Raw genomic sequence first — 17,036 nt, 5'->3', positions numbered from 1 at the left:
CAAATCACCAATAGAAAAATACGCTGACGATATGCGCCATAAGCGCAGCCAGCAGAGCAAAAGACATGGGAACGTGAAAGTACAACCAGAGCTGTAAAAGTGTTTTATTGCGAATATGTTTTCGTGTCCGCATTAATAGCGCGGCTTTTCGTTCAAGAATAGATACCACGTGTTCTAGCGGTTGGCGCATACCGTCATCTGCATTTGCGATGGCTTTTCGTAAACGTTTTGATGCCCGTGTTGTTGCGCATCGTTTTTGAATATCATGAATTGACGTGAAAAGGCCTGGCTTAATTTTTGTTTTTCTGATCGCCGTTTTTACATCGCCAAGATATTTTTGGTCGAGCGGTTGAGCGGCTTCGTTCAGTTCACGATTTAATGCGCGAATAGCCTCCAACATATCGCTTTGCGTACGATGTGCGCGGTTGTCGCTCATTTTTCGGGGGACGGTCGCATAGTAATAAATGCCGACAAAGCCCGAAAGAATGACAAACACCATCAACCCATAGGCGAGCGTGTGAACATTCAGTCCAAATTGAAATCCTGTGTGTAGTGTTGCGAGGACCAACAGCGACGACCCGAGATACACATGAGCCGAGGTCCAACCTTTAAGGCTCCAATTCCCCGCCGTAATCGCGCGCTTGCGCATGCCAAGCATCATCAACCAAACAATCAACAACGCCGAGATTGTACCAAGCGTATAGCCGAGCCACGTTCCACCATTTGGCCGCGAATTTACGTCGGCAAGGGCATAAACAATGATTGCAAATATGCTCAGGCCAATAGCAAGTTTCAGATAGCGATATCCTTTGTGTCCCAAAAACCCTTCGTGGGAGATGGGCATGTCTGATCCGCGCCGTTGAGATGATTTTGACATGGCGTTATTCCGACCCCTCGCCAGCGAGAGAAAGGTAATCATCCGGCGATATTCGCATGGCGGCACCGGTTGGGCACGCCCGGACACAGGCTGGGCCGCCCTTAATGCCGGAACACATGTCACATTTCACAGCTTGTTTGGGCGGTTTCTCGTTGCCTTTTCTGTGATCATCGATCCAGTCTTTATCTGGTTGGCCGGGGCCGGGGCCAATACCGAATGCTAGCCAAGATAGGAGGCTCGGTTTTTTGGGCGGGACGGCTTCCATCTGGATAACGCCATAGGGGCAATAACGCTGACAGTTTCCGCAACCGATGCATTTGTCGTCAATAAACACTTCGCCATCTGGACCACGATGGATGGCATCGGGCGGACAGTCGGTCATGCAATGTGGGTGTTCGCAATGGCGGCATGATGTGGGCACGTGAATAAACGCGTAGGAATTTCCGGCTTCGCGATCAAGCCGAGAGATTCCTTCATGCACATCGGCACAGGCCTTTTCACAATTATCACAACCCACACAAAGCGTTTCATCAATCACGAGCGCGTCGGTTGCTTCTGATAGACCCTGTTCTTCCAATAGGAAACGCGCCACAGATGTGTGCATGTCCACAACAGAAGAAAAGCCCTCTCGCTTTGCTTCGATGTAATCGTTCAGCTTACGCCGGTCTGCAACCAACCCCTCAACAGATTTATATAGGTCAGGATTTTCCGATAGCAGTCGTTCGAATATTGCACCGGGCAGACGGACCACATCTGATTTAATCGCGGCACGGACGGTAGCCGTCCTTAGACCCTCATAAAAGAGTGCCATCTCGCCGACATAATTACCGGCGAGCACGTAGGATAAAAACACGTCTTTGCCACCGATGTGTTTTTCGACCACAACACTTCCCGATCGAATGATATATATATCGGTTGAGCGTTCGCCTTCGTTGATGAGCGCTTCGCCAGCTTTGAAATGCAACAGTTCCGCACCGTCAAGAATTTCATCAATGGCTTTTCGCGGCAAAAGTTGGCCAAAAATTTGTCCAACTTGGCGTTCAGTCGAAATCCGTTCCATGCGCCGTTTAACGCCGGGCACAGATGCCATCAATTTCAGCGTCGCATTGCGCGGAATTTCAAGTAGCATTGTCGGTTCAGCCGCGCGGACCGTTGCTGTACGGCGGCGTCCGGAAATCAGACCAAGCTCGCCGAAAATATTGCCGCCCGCGATTGGCACCGTTTTACGTTTGTCTTTTGCGTCAACTTCGACTGCGACGCTGCCATCGACAATTGCAAAAACGGATGAGCCGATATCATTACGTTTAACGACCAAATCGCCTGATTTTTTGTAGTGGATTGTTGACGCCAATAGAAATTCACGCATTTGAAGCGGCGAAACATCGGTCAGTACATCGACGCGCGAGCGAATATGTTCCAGCCATTCTTCGACGCTGCGTTTCTGCGGTGCAGCTTTAAACAGCTCTTCGAGTAGCGGCGTATCGGGCGGTTGTAGGTCAGTATTGCCGGAAATAAACTCGACCACATCATGACCTTGGTTCATGCAGTGCTTAATCAAAGGGAAGCCTGCGAGCGCACCAATAATATATAGGCCGGGCACAGTACTTTCGTAGCGCGGTGTTAGCACCGGAAATGCTTCTCGGTCAGGGCCGGTAAATTCCACGCCTGCGGCCTCGACAAATTTGCGAGGTGGTGCAGCACCCAGACGCGCGATGATGCGATCACAAGGGAGCCGAGCTTCGCCGTCTTTCGTGTCAACGACCGCAACCCAAAGACTTTCACCAGATCCGCCTTGCTCAATTCTAATAAGCGAGGCTTCGGTGATGAAATCGAGTTGTCCGGCATCGCGCGCCGCATAAAGCGCTTGTACGTTGGCTTCTTTAGAGCGCGGAAACCCATCAGATCTCTGTAGCAATGTAACGACGTTGCCTTGTTCGGGATTGGCAAGTCCAAGTGCATTTTCGATGCCGGCGTCGCCGCCGCCAATAACAATTACATTCTCGTCGTAATATTCTTTGGGATCATCGAGCTGATATTGGACCCATGGTTGGTCTGTACCGGGATTTTTTAACTTATTCGGATTTCCCTGAACGCCGACGGCAAGGATCACATATTCGGCAGCGATTATCTCGCCCGATGCCAACGTTAGGGTAAACTCACCTTCGTGACCTTCGATTGCGATGACGTCTGAATTTAGCTTTACATTGGTTTTCAAGTCAGCGGCATCAACATCCCATCGATCGATGATGCTTTCACGTGATCCTGCTTCGAAAGCAATATCAGACCGCAAGGGTAATTGATCCGGCGTCGACATAATATATTTGCCGCGCTGATATTTGAATATCGTGTCAGAGAGGTGTGATGTTTTTTCTAGCAGCACATGCGAAAGCCCGCGCGCCGCAGCGCGCCCAGCCGCGCTCAAGCCTGCGGGGCCCGAGCCGACAATGGCTATTTTGACCTTTTCCAACAGTTTCCCCACTCAACCCTTGATTAACCATACTATATTTCAGTGTGCGATCCAGCACCGGCGACCGCGAGAAACCCGTTTGGCGGTGCGTTCAATATGATTAAGCTTCTGCTGTCTAACCTCATTCGGATGCGTTGCAACACAGCGTAACCAAGTATCGTTAATGGCTTCTTGCATTTGCCGCGATGATGGGCGTAACCTTTTGATTTGTTTCTCGTGTATTGATTTACGATCCAGTTTACTGTTGTGATCGGCGTTCGATTAAACTTCTTCAGCGCGCAATTCTTCAGGCGTTTTGCGTTGCGGCATAAATAATACAGGCTGATAAATGGTTGATAAGAATCGCGGGGGAGCGATAAACCCATGGAAATGAGCGACATTCAGTTCGTTTTTGTGTTGTTGGTGATCTTTCAGATCAAACAGCTAATTGGCGACTATATTTTACAAACTGGATGGATGGTTCGTGGAAAATCAGAGTCAGGTCTTGGTTTTATCTTTCCTTTAAGTGTTCACGTTAGCGTTCATGCGGTGATGACGCTGGCTATTCTGGTCGTTTTTACGCCAACGTTATGGTTTCTTGCGATATTTGATTTTCTTGTCCATTTTTCGATGGACCGCATTAAAGCCAGCCCTAGGTTTTTCGGGCGGTATACGGATGTAAACAAACAGTCCTTTTGGGTACCATTCGGCGTAGATCAGATGGTTCACCATCTGACGCACTATTTTATCATCTGGAATTTGGTGATGAGCCGATAGCTAGCTCAGCATTCCCGCAAATTCGTGTGGCACGCAGCGGCAATTAGAAAAGAGTTGCGACACAAGGGACGTCGGCGCATAGTTAATTAGAGATTCACGACGAATTGTTGCGGTGCAGTATCCTGAATGTTAATGCGGGCGTGCAGAAAGCATTAACCTTTATACGCACATATAGCGGTCGGGTGTTCCTGCTGATTATTCAAATGATTAGCGGTTGAGCGGCCACCAAAATCGGGTAGGGGGAATACCAAGAATGTCAGCATTACGCGTTAATGTATCCGCATTTCTATTAATGTTCACGGGAACGGCATTGATAGCGCCAATTTCTGCGTATGCGCAGGAACCTGAAGAGTCCGCGCGCGAAGCCGCCGATAGAAACCTTACTGAAACGCGTGAGCGAGAAGACGCCAGGCAGAATTATCGTGAGGGGACAATTTCATTCGAACAAATCCTCGCGGCACCGCATGATATTCGGTTGAACATTGCTTATGCACGCGAACAGATCGCGGCAGGCGACCTAAAAGAAGGCGGCGCAACGCTAGAGCGGATTTTGCTTATGGAGCCACAGCTCCATGATGTTCGGGTGCTCTATGGTTTTGTTCTTTATCGCCTCGGTCTTTTTGATCGGGCGCGCTATGAACTTGAGTTAGCAATTGCCAGCGGAAAATTACCGGCGACATTGCGCGCTGAGGCGGAAACCTATCTCAACCGTATTAAATATGAACAACGCACCACACGTGGCGCGATTACGGTGACTACCGGGATTGAATGGGATCAAAACCGCAATCAGTCACCGTCGAGCGGCATCATCCTTTTTCAAGACATACCGTTCCCAGCTAGCCCACGCGTAAGTGACGCAGCGCATGTTTTATCCGTGCAAGGCAGGCTTGCTCATGATCTCGGTTCGCAAGAAGGTCATACACTCCACGCAGACGCCGGATATTATCGCTCCGACAAGTTTGAATTTGATAGCCTCGATCTTGATGCACTTTCAGTTGCTCTTGGCGGGACTTGGTATTCAGGGAAATGGTCTGTTACCCCGCGCGTACGTGCTGGGTTGTTCTGGCTTGATGGCGATGACTATTTGCGCACGTTCGGTGGCGAGGTCGAAGTCGCCTATCGGTTTAATCCGCGGTTAAAATCTTTCACATCGGTTCGGGTTGAAGACGAAGATTTCCGTGCGACGCCGGGCTTTACATCAGCGGTTGAACGCTCGGGCACGCGATGGACGGCCAGAGGCGGTCTTTCATGGCGGCTTAGTCCAACCCAGACAGTTACGGTTGGCGGATTATACAGCAATAAAGATGCGATGCGCGACTATGAGGCGTATGACCGATACGGCGTAAACGCACAACATAGCTGGCTATTGGGACGTGGCGCGTTTTCCCAAATCGGTGCGTGGGCGGAGCGTTCAAATTATGACGCTAATGATCCATTTGTATCGGCGAATGTCAGGGAGGAATGGCTCTATCGCGGCCGTGCAACGGTCGGTGCGCCGCTGTCGTTTTTCCTTCCGGGCGCGCCAGAAGGCGTGAAGGATATCAATCTGATAGCGCAGTACGAATATGAGAATGTCGATTCAAATATCGCGAATTACGACTACAAGACCCATAAAGTTTCGGTCTTGCTGTCCAAACGTTTTGCATTTTAAGGGGCGTGATGATGAAGAAAATTATTTCAAGATCCGCTTTTCTTACAGCGAGTTCGGTTGCTGCGCTTTTGATTGCACCGATGTCAGTTCATGCGGCTGAGTGTTTCGATAAAAACACCAATGACCCAAAAGCGGGGAACGCAACGGCGGTCGTCGGGCCAGCCGTTGATGTGCGAAGCGAAAGTGCAAGCGATTTTAGCCGTCCAGAAAATGGCGATGATTTGTTCTCTGGCGATCATGTGCGGACTGGTTCTGACTCGCACCTCCAACTAAAACTTTGCGATTGGAGTACCTATACGTTCTCGCCAGACTCGGAATCGACAATCAGCGAGTTTTATGACGGGAGTGGTGCAGGTCGCCGTCGCGCAGTGAACTTTTTACGGGGCGGATTCCGATTTGCGTCGGGTCGCGATACGGAACCAGGCTCTACCGAAGTAGAAATTCAAGACACCGGCGTCACGATGGGCGTGCGCGGAACAAATGTAATTTTGGTCGAACTCGATGGTGCGATTTATGCACTGCTCGAAGGGCCAGTACGTGACAATAGCGGGCTTAGCCCACGTGGTCTCGTTGATTTCTGGACTGGCGATAATCAAGCCGCAATTTCGGCATCGTTGAAACGGCCAGGTTTCGCGGTTCGTATCGACGAGAATGGTGTTTCTGCGCCGTTCCGTGCGGATGTTGAATTGCTCCGCCGAATTTATCAGGCTTTTGTCCCGGCTGTCCCAGAGGGTGATGGATTTGCAACAGAATATGCGGGCAACCCAGTCGATCAATCAGGGCAAGGGGCGCAAGAGGGCGAGCCGACCAGCAATACCTCGCAAGATCTAGCCAACATTGAGGATGACGGCACTGATCAATACCCGACGGAAACACCGGGTGAATCTGAGGGGCCAACCGATCCGCCGCCGGTGGTGATTGAAGTCGGCGATATATTGCCGCTTGACGCGCTCGAAGACTTTGCGGCGGCGCAAACAGGCATCGACGGCCATGTTTTCGCGATCGCGAGCGCTGAGTTGTTTGTCGATAGCGGTGCGGGTTCTGTATTGGAGGACGAGGGTGTTGCCCTAATTCAACTTACAATCGACTGGGCGTCGCGGACGATCGCGCCGGAGGCGATTGCGTCGTTTATTCGGTTGGATTTTTCTGTCACCGATCCGACGTCATTGACGCGGGATGATGATACTTTTGTGCCGCAAGAGATCGAGAATGCTTTCCTTGATGCAATGCTTGCAAGCGGGAACATACCGTTTGAGATCGGCGAAAACGATGTCGCCGTGTATCCGGGGCAATTTTTTACCTTCACCATTCGCCAGGGTGCTAATGACACCGCGACGGTGGACGTGGCTATTGACGGAAGTGCAACAGATCAACAGTCGGTTGTATATAATGCTGTTGCAACAATAGGTGACCTTGAAATCATGCCGGGCACCGGCGATCTCGCCTATTTTGATTTTCCACTTTCTTCGGTGCAAACGATTGCAGAACTCGACGCATTGGGCGGGCAACGTGGCAGCTCCGCAATTTTACGCGGCAGTGTCGCCAATTTGATGTCAACTGTCGGTGTGCCAACTATTGTTGATGGCATTATGGCGGGTCAGATAGAATTAGATTTTGGGAATCGTACTGTCGGTGGGGGTGCATCTTATATTGCCATGACTACTCCGGCGGGCGGTTCTGGTATTTCCACCAATTACATCGCACTCGATCAAGCCGTATCATACGATACTGGTTTGTTTAATTTAGCATTTTTTGCACTGGGTGGATTTTCTAGCGACCCTGACGTTCTTCAGGGCCAAGTGCTGATTGGCGCAGGCGATGGATTAGTTGCTGATCTTGCAGCGATCCTGAGTGATGGGAATGGAAATCACTTTTATCGGGAACTAGAGCTATACGAGGATTTTGGAATATTTGGTGACAATGCGGTGTCGACGATTGCGGGTCTAGATGCGCAGTCGGGTACGATAGAAACCTTTTTCAATGTCGCGCCGGGTTCATCCTTCCGTTACGAAGCCAGCCAATTCAATAACAGTGCTGGTTCAGCATTTGTCACGACTGTGGGCGGCGTCGATTATTTTGGATCGGCCGAAGCATCAATCGATATCAACTTTGCAAACCGTACCATTGGTGGCGGCGGTTCGTATGTTTATGTCGATATTCAAGATTCATTCGCCAATTATTCCCTGACGATCAGCGAGGGTGTAAACACGATTAGTTTTGATGATGCGACCGACAGCGTTGGCGTTTTCGGTTTAGATACGGATGATTTCACCGGCAGTGATATAAATTCAATGTTGCTCTTGCTCCACGATGGTCAATCGGTTGGTGCGGGTGAAAATGCAGATATCTATATCGACTTTTCAGATGGCGCAGGTGGCAGCGGTGAAGGAGCAATGGAGAATGTTCCGATTCAGCCGGGCGAAACGCCGGCTGGTTAAATATGGCAGACTGGCAGAAAAAAATACTTGGTCCACGGCTCGCCGGATTTATTGGTGCCTTGTTAGCGCTCGGCTTGATACTTCAACAGCCGACCTTGATAAATGTTGCGCGTGATCGTGTTTTTGATCAGTTCCAGAGGTTTTCGCCACGGGACTATAATCAAAGCCCTGTGCGTGTGGTGGAGATTGATGACGCTGCATTGGAGCGTTACGGCCAATGGCCTTGGCCGCGCCACCGGTTCGCAACAATCGTTGATAAGCTCAATGAGGCCGGTGCAGCGGCAATTGTTTTTGATGTCATCTTTGCTGAACCTGACCGGACGAGCCCCAGTAATGTTGCGACGAGTTGGCTAAACGCGCCGGAATTATCACCTATCGTTAGTGAACTGGGTGCAACTAATCTTTCTCAGGTTGATCATGATCGACGTTTTGCGGCGGCGCTGGAGGCAGCACCAACAGTGCTTCATCTCACGGCACGTTCAGGCGCGTCTGACGCTGACTGCCCACCAGCACTTGCGAAAGTGCAAGGGATGTCAGCAAATGACCTAGCGCGAGTCGCACCAAGCTTTCGCAATGTTGTGCCGCCATTACCCATTTTCCGCGAAGCCGCGAGCGGTGAGGGGTTTGCGCGTGCGGCACTAGCAGATGATGCCATTGTACGCTCGGTTCCGTTGATTGCGCTCGCTTGTGACGGTGCCGAGGTTTTTCCCAGTTTAGCATTAGAGGCATTACGTGTGGCGGCACCGCGTCTCGATCCTAAATTCGCGCCAAGTGCTTTTGTTAAAGCCGCAGAAAAGGGACCATGCCGGATTCATGTAACCGGCGTCGCACAAGAGTCTGTCTCTGAAGTTATCCTCTGTCGCTTACGCTTTCCGACTACGGATGATGGTCAGCTATGGATCCATTATTCGCCGGTTGATAGTTTGTTGAAGCGGCGGCTTTCGGTGGTTGATATTATTGATGGCTCGCCAGATGAAATTGCTGATGCGGTCAAAGGGCGCATCGTTATGATCGGCGCATCGGCAGAGGGTTTACGAGATGTTCTCGTGACGCCATTGGGTGATGACAGGCCCGGTGTGCATATTCACGCCGAAGTTATCGAACAGGCGCTTGCCGGGGAAACTTTATTCCGTGCATGGGGGCTAATGCGGCCTCTTGAAATTATTCTGGCCGTATTCGTGTCTTTTCTTTTGTTGGCGTTTTTACCGCGTATTCCGGCGGCGACTGGTTTTGTTATTTGGCTGGTTCTGAGCGTCGGAATTTTTGGCGGTGCGTATCTCGCATTTTCTGCGTCGGGGCTCTTGATTGATCCGGTTACGCCGGGCCTCGTTTTGGGAACCTCATTTCTTGCGGCCTTTGTTGTTATGTTCCAACAAGAACAAATCGCGCGGAAATTTATCCGTGGTGCATTTGGTAAGTTTTTGTCGCCCCTCATTCTTGAGCGATTAGAGCGAGATCCGACTCTTTTGAAATTGGAAGGCGAGCAGCGCGAGATAACGGCATTCTTCTCGGATATTCGCGGCTTCACGACGATTTCGGAGTCACTGACCCCGCCACAAGTGACCGCTATGCTCAACCAATATTTCACACCGATGACGCGAATTGTGGTGGAGCATAGAGGGCTGGTCGATAAATATATGGGTGATGGGTTAGCGGCAATGTGGAATGCGCCCATTGATGTGGATGACCACCCGGCCCAAGCCGCGCGTGCTGCGCTTCAAATGTTAAAGTCGCTAGAGAATTTGAACGCTGGCTGGCGCAAGGACAAAGATTTACCGTTGCCCGAAATTAAGATTGGAATTGGTTTGCACACGGCGGAAGCCAGAGTGGGTAATTTTGGATCTGAAGATCATCTCGAATATTCAATGCTCGGTGACATGGTCAATCTGACATCACGGCTCGAAGCCCTCACAAAAGAATATGGCGTGCCGATTATTATGTCTGAAGAGACTAAAAACCGAATTCCCGAATTTGCATCGGTTCCACTAGGCACATTTACCGTTAAAGGCCGATCAGACCCAACAGTAATCTTTGCGTTGGTTGGTGATGAAGCTGTGGCGGATAAGCCGAGTTTTCATGCTTTCAAGCAATCGTTTGAAACGGCAGTGATTGCCCTAGACGAAGGTGAACTTTCCTTGGCGCTAGAGCAATTTGCGGATTGTCGGTCTGGTGAGACATTTGGCATTGATCAGGCGATCGAGAGCTTCTGTGCACGGGCCAATGCCATGCGCGAAGAAAAATAACCCGCTCGCTAACCCTTCAAGTTATTGAAAAACAAATAAAAAATCTGGTTTGCGGGTGCATTCCGGCTTTTTTGTTAACGAAATCGCTCTGCCTGTGATGCCCGTCACAGCTGAATAGCGGGGTGTCTCCTATGGTTTGTTCATCGGCGGTCGGGAGAGACCGGAACAAGGATACGGGAGAGAAGATCATGGGCGTAATTGAAATCATCATCATCGGTTTCATCGGCATCAATGCCGCGCTGGGTCTTTCAAGTCTGGTTCCGGCTAGCCGCTGATACCGCGCCAGACATGGGCTGGTCGTGCGCCGAACAGCAGGGGGAGACCGGCGCGTCCCTTGGGGGGAGAGGGACGCGCCGCGCTTCTGCAACAAAAACAAGAACTTAGATGAGTTTTGAGAATAGAACCAAAGCTGTGACGTGGATCACAGCGCAAAATCAGGAGCCAGCGTAAATTCTAATCATCGGCGGTCGGGAGAGACCGGAACAAAGACACGGGAGAGAAGATCATGGGCGTAATCGAAATCATCATCATCGGATTTATCGCAATCAACGCGGCTCTTGGTCTTTCTAGCTTGGTCACGCTGAACCGCTAATAGAACGCCCCAAAGAAGTCATAGCCTGCCCCGTTATGGCTTCTTTACTTGGAACGGCGCGTCCTTCGGGGGAGGGGCGCGCCGTCTCTTTTTATGGTGGCACCGATTTGGGGTAGCGCGACAAGGGCTAATAACTCTACTAAGCTGGTGAAACGCTAAGGGGAGTTACGTTTTCGGTGTCGGACAATGCCAGCCTCGTTTGGGAGCTTAAACGCCACCCATTTTTTGAAGCCCTGACAGATGACAAGTTAAGCGGATTGCTGGATGCAGCCCAGACGGTGGTGTTTCCGGCGCGCAAACAGATATTTTCGCAAGGCGACGATAGTGATTGTCTTTACATCATTCTTTCAGGCCGGGTGAAAATTAGCGTCTTTTCTGATGGCGGCAAGGAAACTGTTCTCGCGTTCATGGGCGAGAATGAAATCCTCGGCGAAATGGGTGTGTTCGATGGCGGGCCAAGATCAGCTTCGGCGAGTGCATTAGAAAAGACACGAGCGCTTCGGCTTTATCGTCGTGACGTGCTTGATTTTTTAGAACGCAATCACGGTGTATCGCTTCAGATTATATCTGCACTTTGCAAACGCCTGCGTCATACAAACTTTTTGCTTGAAGATATTGCGACCCTTCCGGCAGCCCCGAGACTGGCGCGAGCGCTATTACGTATTGGCGAAGTTTATGGGCACACGGATGATGAAGGTGCGCTACACATTGATATGAAGTTGTCGCAAGGCAATCTTGGCGCGCATGCAGGGCTGATGCGTGAGAACGTAAACCGACAGTTAAAGATGTGGGAATCGGAAGGGCTAGTCCGGCAAGAGGCAGGGATAATTACTCTGACAAAACCAGAAGCTCTCCGCCACATTGGCGAGGAGTAACCGCATATGATGAACATCAGGCGCGATGACAGGCATGGTTATTTGGAAATTGAGTTGTTCGGTGCGTACCAACTTGATCGGATGTCAGAGGTCGTCGACAATATGCGTGAGTTAGCTGCGGACCATCAATATATCGGCTGGCTAGAGGTCCATTATGGTAAGCCGCAAAATCTGTTCACAGCGATGATGAAAACTGCGACCGCTAGTAACAAACCTGAAGACTATGCATTTTTTAAATCCATGCGGAGGTTTGCGTTGGTCAGTGATAATCCCGGTATCATGTTTCGAATTTTTCAACTGTTCGCCCGCGGGTCACACTTCAGGATGAAAATATTTCCGATGCATGAGCGTGACCACGCACGGCTTTGGCTGGAAGAACCTTATACGCCTAGCCAGTCGTAAGCGCGCGTTGATCTTCACGGCCCATTGCCAAAACGAACGGGTCTTCTTTTTGACGTGCCGAAAAATCTGCCTTTGAAGTAAGTCCTCTCCAACCATGGCTGATCAATTCTTGTGCAATTGGCGCGCCCAGGGTTGAGCCGGGCCCCGCGAGGATTACGCAATCGGGCGCAAATTCTTTGATCGCAACCTCGATCGATTTTGAAAAATCATAGGTTTCAACAATTTGTTCACCGAGTGTGTACTGATAAAGTGCGTCTATATCGCTTGCGTTTGGCGACCATATTTTACCGCGCCCATCAATCATGGGAAGCGTTGGGGATTGAAAAAGATCGCGGCCCAATGTTTCAAATGCAGATTTTGAAACGTGCTCAAGCAAAGGCGTATGAAATGCGGAATGCCGCGCAAGCCGGAAGGGATAGCGGCTTTCTGCTTGGGGTAGAGATTTTTCCATCGCGGCCATGCCCGCTTCATCACCGGCCAGAACCGCCATGCCGCCGAGACGAATAGAAAGGAAAGCTTGCCCATCGGTACGCCCCGCATGAAGCGCTTCACCGATTGCTTTTTCCCGCGCTTTACTGGGTTTCCAATTTTCATCCACAAATGGATAAATCAACTGGCCGCCGACGCCGTCAGTTTCCATGAGTGCACCCATGGTATCAATCAGTCGGATCGCATTTTCTGGCGCTAAGGCATTTGCCGCCGCAAGTGTCAGGTACCAACCAAGCGAATTGCCGCAGACCGCCGTGATGTCGAATTTTTCCGTGTCGATACTTGTAAAGTCCGCCAGCGCACAGGTGTAAATCAGCGCCGATGCGTTCACGCTCGATGCATGTTTTGACGCTGCATATGATTTCGCATTGTCCAATTCTGAAATCGGAACACGGCCCGCTTCGCGGCGCCATTGATCGACGCCACCTATGAATGGCAGCTTGTCGCTACGGTGGCGGCCAAGATAATTTAGCTCATCCTTGCCATATGTACCGCGACCCGGAAAAACTACGACAGCGGATTTTTTCATTTCTTTGCGGCTCGCTTATTGTCTGCGTTCGTTAACTGGGTGGCGGCCTCAATAATATCCTCAACGCTGATCAAAACTTCATCCGCCGCCGGGCCAAGTGGAATGAACGTATCATCGCCGTTGATACGCGAAAGGTTATAGCTCAGCCCACGATCAGCAAATTGCGCAATAATTTCTTCGCTTGGGGATCCGGACTTTCTGCACTCATCGACGATAAGAACGTTTTTACATTTTCCTATTGCCGTTATCGCGCTTTCCATGGGTAATGGTGTCAACCAACGTAAATCAATGATCCGTGTTTTTATGCCGTTTGCAGTAAGCAAATGGGCCGCCCGTTGCGATAGGAATGTACCGTTACCATAAGTCAAAATTGCGAGATCAGCGCCATCGCCGATGACGTTTACAGCGCCAAATTCAGCACTATCCTCGATGTCATTGAACGTGGCGGTCATCAAGCCGTCGCCGTCGGCAATGAGGTCTTTGGTCCCATATAGGGCGATGGGCTCAAGAAAGACCACAACGCGGCCTTCCTCACGCGCGAGGCGAAATGCTTCGCGTATCATTTTAACGGCTTCTCTTCCGCTCGATGGCACCGCAAGAATAATACCCGGGATATCGCGGAATACCGCGACAGAATTATCATTGTGGAAATGACCGCCAAATCCTTTTTGGTAGGCAAGTCCCGCAATGCGAACGACCATAGGATTAGTGTACTGACCATTTGAAAAGAATGATAACGAAGCGGCCTCGCCACGTAATTGATCTTCTGCGTTGTGCACATAGGCAAGGAATTGAATTTCCGGCACCGGTAGATAACCATTTTGCGCAAGGCCAATAGCCATGCCAAAAATTGATTGCTCGTCTAAAATACTATCAAAAACGCGGGTGGGGCCAAACTTTTGTTGAAGCCGTGTGGTTGCGCCATAAACACCGCCTTTTTTCGCGACGTCCTCACCAAAGACGACAACATTGGCGTCGCGTTCCATTTGTTCAGCCAGCGTAAGCGAGACGAGACGCGACAAATGTTGCGGTTCGCCCTTGGCGCGGCTGTCGTCAGGCGCTTTTGCAACCATCGTTCCTTTGCGTAATGCGCGGCGAGGGCGTTTTGGTGGGGTGAGTGATTCACATACACTTTTTCTGCTGGTGAGTTTGGGTCGGCTTGTCGCCTCTTCCATCGCGCGAATGGCACGTCCACCAATATCTGTGTACAAACTGAGTATGTCCTCTCGTGACATGATGTTATCTTCAATGAGGCGCCTTGCTGTGTGGAGCAACGGATCCTGATCGGCTTGGGTTTCAATTTCCGCCTTATCGCGATAGGTACTTTCGATGTCAGAGCCTGCATGACCCATTAAACGAACGGTGCGCAAATGTAGAAATACTGGTTTGCGTGCCCCGCGTGCACAACGCTCGGCTTCGCGTGCGGCGCGCATTGCGTCCACCACATCGCGACCATCACCGGCCACATAGCGCAAGCCGGGGCGCGCACCATAACTGGCCGCGATCCAGCCATCAGGCGTTTTAACCGAAATACCAATGCCGTTGTCTTCGCAGACAAAAACCAATGGAAGTGGTAATCCGCGATAACCCGTATGCGCGGCTGCGTTAATCGCGCCAACTGCGGTTGAATGGTTTGCGGAAGCGTCGCCGAAAGAACATAGAACAACGCTATCATTTGGCATTTGCGCATCGGGCTTTTTGTGGGTGCGTGCAAGGGCAACCGCAAACGCCGCGCCCATTGCTTTGGGTAAGTGTGATGCGATGGTCGATGTTTGTGGTGGAATAAAAAGTGACTTTGAACCGATGACTTTATGACGACCACCGGAGATCGGATCCTCGGCGGACGCTACAAACGACAGGGCCATATTCCAGATTGGCGTTTCGCCCGGCAATTTACTTGCGCGTTCAATATAAAATGCGCCGCTGCGATAATGTAGGAATGCCATGTCACTCACGCGAAAGGTGCGGGCGACCGCGGCGTTTCCTTCGTGTCCGGAACTGCCAATCGAATAAAATCCGCGCTTTTCAGCGCCAAGGCGACGCGCTTGAAGGTCAAGACACCGGCTTGTGAGCTGACTTTCAAAAAGAGCAACGAGATCAATTTTTGAAAGCCCGGCATCCACAAGCGTAGTCACGCTCAGGGCATCGGGCAGGCGGCCAGCCTCTAGCCGTGCCAGGAATCCGTCACCTGATGCTGCAATAGCCCCCGCCATGTCATATTTCCTATCGTAAAAAAGATATCCGATATGCGAATTTGAATTTCATCGCAACTATCCTATCTCCTACCAAACCAATATGGTTTGCCAAGTGGCATACGAGTGATAGCGATAGGAGAAAACTGTTGAATTATCCCGAATTAGGCGAGGATCTGCCAGCAGCGCATAAGAGTGTGGAAACCTTGGAATTGCTCCGTCGGCGGCGGTCGACAACAGCAGATTGCCTGGGTGGCCCCGGACCTGATCGCGCAACCCTAGATGACATTTTAAAGATCGCTGCGCGGGTGCCCGATCATCGCCGTGTCGCGCCATTTCGATTTATTGTCTTCGAAGGCGAAGCGAGAGCGAGTTTCGGCAAAACACTAAGAGATGTGTTTGTTGCCGATAATCCTGATGCGAGTGAAGAAAAAATCGCTTATGAGCAAAACCGGTTTCAACGTGCACCGATTATTGTGGGGCTGATTTCTAATGTGGATAAAACCCACCGCACGCCTGAATGGGAACAAATTTTAAGCGCCGGCGCGGCAGGTCAAAACCTTCTTTTGGCCGCCTGTGCATTCGGTTTTGCTGCGCAGTGGCTAACTGAATGGTATGCTTTTGACGAGCGAATCGCGAATGCACTTTCGTTGGGCAAAGATGAAAGAATTGCTGGTTTCATTTATATCGGGACGGCAACTCAACAACCCAAAGAGCGGGGCAGACCCGATATGAGTGCGCTTATTTCTCGTTATGGTGCTTAATCACTTCGAGGTGAGGGGAATAGAAATTACTTGAAAACAGTTTGCCTACTACCTTGATCATGCGAAATTGCTTTTGAATTGGAAGGACGAACCATATGAATTTTCTGACAGTAAAGAATACCGCAATTTCTGCGGCTGCCATATTGGCGATCGCCGCGTGTGGTGAAGCAACGACGACAGCAAAGGCCGAAACGCCGGCCGCTGAAACGAACAATGCAGAAGCGCCAACATTTGATGCGAAGTCAGGGACATATGTCTCAGATGCGACGCACCGTTACATTACTTTTTCATACCTTCATCAGGGACTTTCGCGGCCAATGTTGCGTTGGCGGAACTGGGAAGGCACGCTTGATTGGAACGCTGAAAACCCAACAGAATCTTCTATCAATGTCACGATTGATGCGACATCAATTGACTCAGGTGTTGACGTTTTTGATGGCCATTTGAACGGTGACAAGTTTTTCAACACAGCCGAAAATCCGGAAATTACGTTTGTCAGCACAGCCGTCGAAAGCACTGGCGCGACGACAGGCAAAGTAACCGGCGATTTGACAATGATGGGCATCACGAAACCAGTGACCCTCGACGTTACTTATAACACAAGTTCATTCGACGAACGTAATAGCGTTTACAAGATTGGTTTTTCCGGCACGACTCAAATCAATCGCTCTGATTTTGATCTTGGGCTTTATGTCCCCTATGTCGGTGACGAAGTAGATATTCAGATCGAAGCTGAATTCCAAATGGCAGCTGAATAATAG

The 17,036-nt window shown here is 50.5% G+C and carries 13 protein-coding genes; 9 read left to right on the top strand and 4 right to left on the bottom strand.

The genetic code is table 11. The features are described from left to right. Window positions 1–4: 4 nt before the first annotated feature. Window positions 5–877, bottom strand: a complete 873-nt coding sequence (locus tag ABFZ84_RS12000) for an ATP synthase subunit B family protein (RefSeq protein WP_369314254.1) — start codon at window positions 875–877, stop codon at window positions 5–7. Between the two features lie 4 nt (window positions 878–881). After that, window positions 882–3,347 carry a cyclic nucleotide-binding domain-containing protein gene (locus ABFZ84_RS11995; protein ID WP_369314581.1) on the bottom strand — a complete coding sequence of 822 codons (2,466 nt, stop codon included), beginning with the start codon at window positions 3,345–3,347 and terminating at the stop codon, window positions 882–884. A 360-nt stretch (window positions 3,348–3,707) separates the two neighbouring features. On the opposite strand from ABFZ84_RS11995, the gene ABFZ84_RS11990 reads away from it, so the two are divergent. The 7 genes from ABFZ84_RS11990 to ABFZ84_RS11960 all read left to right on the top strand — a co-directional run bounded on the left by ABFZ84_RS11990 (window position 3,708) and on the right by ABFZ84_RS11960 (window position 12,301). Next, entirely contained in the window at window positions 3,708–4,100 is a 393-nt protein-coding gene (locus ABFZ84_RS11990) for a DUF3307 domain-containing protein (protein WP_369314253.1), read from the top strand. Between the two features lie 253 nt (window positions 4,101–4,353). Further along, window positions 4,354–5,751 (top strand): surface lipoprotein assembly modifier, encoded by a 1,398-nt coding sequence (locus ABFZ84_RS11985; RefSeq protein ID WP_369314252.1) that lies wholly within the window; start codon window positions 4,354–4,356, stop codon window positions 5,749–5,751. 8 nt (window positions 5,752–5,759) lie between these two features. Further along, complete coding sequence (locus tag ABFZ84_RS11980; protein ID WP_369314251.1) at window positions 5,760–8,189, top strand: FecR domain-containing protein; 2,430 nt, start codon at window positions 5,760–5,762, stop codon at window positions 8,187–8,189. Between the two features lie 2 nt (window positions 8,190–8,191). Then, a complete protein-coding gene (locus ABFZ84_RS11975) occupies window positions 8,192–10,432 on the top strand; it encodes a CHASE2 domain-containing protein (RefSeq protein WP_369314250.1) in 2,241 nt (746 codons plus the stop codon). Window positions 10,433–10,563: 131 nt separating this feature from the next. Further along, window positions 10,564–10,707, top strand: coding sequence for a hypothetical protein (locus ABFZ84_RS11970; protein WP_369314249.1), 144 nt, complete (start codon window positions 10,564–10,566; stop codon window positions 10,705–10,707). Between the two features lie 493 nt (window positions 10,708–11,200). Continuing rightward, window positions 11,201–11,899, top strand: coding sequence for a Crp/Fnr family transcriptional regulator (locus tag ABFZ84_RS11965; protein WP_369314248.1), 699 nt, complete (start codon window positions 11,201–11,203; stop codon window positions 11,897–11,899). Window positions 11,900–11,905: 6 nt separating this feature from the next. Further along, window positions 11,906–12,301: a SpoIIAA family protein gene (locus ABFZ84_RS11960; protein ID WP_369314247.1), complete on the top strand. Its 396-nt coding sequence runs from the start codon at window positions 11,906–11,908 to the stop codon at window positions 12,299–12,301. Here the strand turns inward: ABFZ84_RS11960 and ABFZ84_RS11955 are convergent. Both ABFZ84_RS11955 and ABFZ84_RS11950 read right to left on the bottom strand, forming a co-directional pair. Then, complete coding sequence (locus ABFZ84_RS11955; protein WP_369314246.1) at window positions 12,288–13,319, bottom strand: ACP S-malonyltransferase; 1,032 nt, start codon at window positions 13,317–13,319, stop codon at window positions 12,288–12,290. The genes ABFZ84_RS11960 and ABFZ84_RS11955 overlap by 14 nt on opposite strands. Then, complete coding sequence (locus ABFZ84_RS11950) at window positions 13,316–15,532, bottom strand: dehydrogenase E1 component subunit alpha/beta (protein ID WP_369314245.1); 2,217 nt, start codon at window positions 15,530–15,532, stop codon at window positions 13,316–13,318. The genes ABFZ84_RS11955 and ABFZ84_RS11950 overlap by 4 nt, the downstream gene beginning before the upstream one ends. Before the next feature lie 128 nt (window positions 15,533–15,660). Here ABFZ84_RS11950 and ABFZ84_RS11945 point away from each other — a divergent pair, with 128 nt between their 5' ends. Both ABFZ84_RS11945 and ABFZ84_RS11940 read left to right on the top strand, forming a co-directional pair. Beyond that, entirely contained in the window at window positions 15,661–16,275 is a 615-nt protein-coding gene (locus ABFZ84_RS11945) for a nitroreductase family protein (RefSeq protein ID WP_369314244.1), read from the top strand. A 95-nt stretch (window positions 16,276–16,370) separates the two neighbouring features. Next, the gene (locus tag ABFZ84_RS11940) at window positions 16,371–17,033 is read left to right on the top strand and encodes a YceI family protein (RefSeq protein WP_369314243.1); all 663 of its coding nucleotides are present in this window, start codon (window positions 16,371–16,373) and stop codon (window positions 17,031–17,033) included. The last annotated feature ends 3 nt before the right edge of the window (window positions 17,034–17,036 follow it).

The sequence above is a fragment of the Hyphococcus lacteus genome (assembly GCF_041058985.1).
Taxonomy (GTDB): domain Bacteria; phylum Pseudomonadota; class Alphaproteobacteria; order Caulobacterales; family Parvularculaceae; genus Hyphococcus; species Hyphococcus lacteus.
The sequence above is the reverse complement of the archived record's forward strand: the minus strand, read 5'-3'. Positions and strand labels throughout refer to the sequence as shown.

Coding starts and splice junctions, on each gene's coding strand:
- ABFZ84_RS11950 (WP_369314245.1), bottom strand. CDS start 15,532: ATGGCGGGGGCTATTGCAGCATCAGGTGACGGATTCCTGGCACGGCTA.
- ABFZ84_RS11940 (WP_369314243.1), top strand. CDS start 16,371: ATGAATTTTCTGACAGTAAAGAATACCGCAATTTCTGCGGCTGCCATA.
- ABFZ84_RS12000 (WP_369314254.1), bottom strand. CDS start 877: ATGTCAAAATCATCTCAACGGCGCGGATCAGACATGCCCATCTCCCAC.
- ABFZ84_RS11960 (WP_369314247.1), top strand. CDS start 11,906: ATGATGAACATCAGGCGCGATGACAGGCATGGTTATTTGGAAATTGAG.
- ABFZ84_RS11955 (WP_369314246.1), bottom strand. CDS start 13,319: ATGAAAAAATCCGCTGTCGTAGTTTTTCCGGGTCGCGGTACATATGGC.
- ABFZ84_RS11985 (WP_369314252.1), top strand. CDS start 4,354: ATGTCAGCATTACGCGTTAATGTATCCGCATTTCTATTAATGTTCACG.
- ABFZ84_RS11980 (WP_369314251.1), top strand. CDS start 5,760: ATGATGAAGAAAATTATTTCAAGATCCGCTTTTCTTACAGCGAGTTCG.
- ABFZ84_RS11975 (WP_369314250.1), top strand. CDS start 8,192: ATGGCAGACTGGCAGAAAAAAATACTTGGTCCACGGCTCGCCGGATTT.
- ABFZ84_RS11990 (WP_369314253.1), top strand. CDS start 3,708: ATGGAAATGAGCGACATTCAGTTCGTTTTTGTGTTGTTGGTGATCTTT.
- ABFZ84_RS11970 (WP_369314249.1), top strand. CDS start 10,564: ATGGTTTGTTCATCGGCGGTCGGGAGAGACCGGAACAAGGATACGGGA.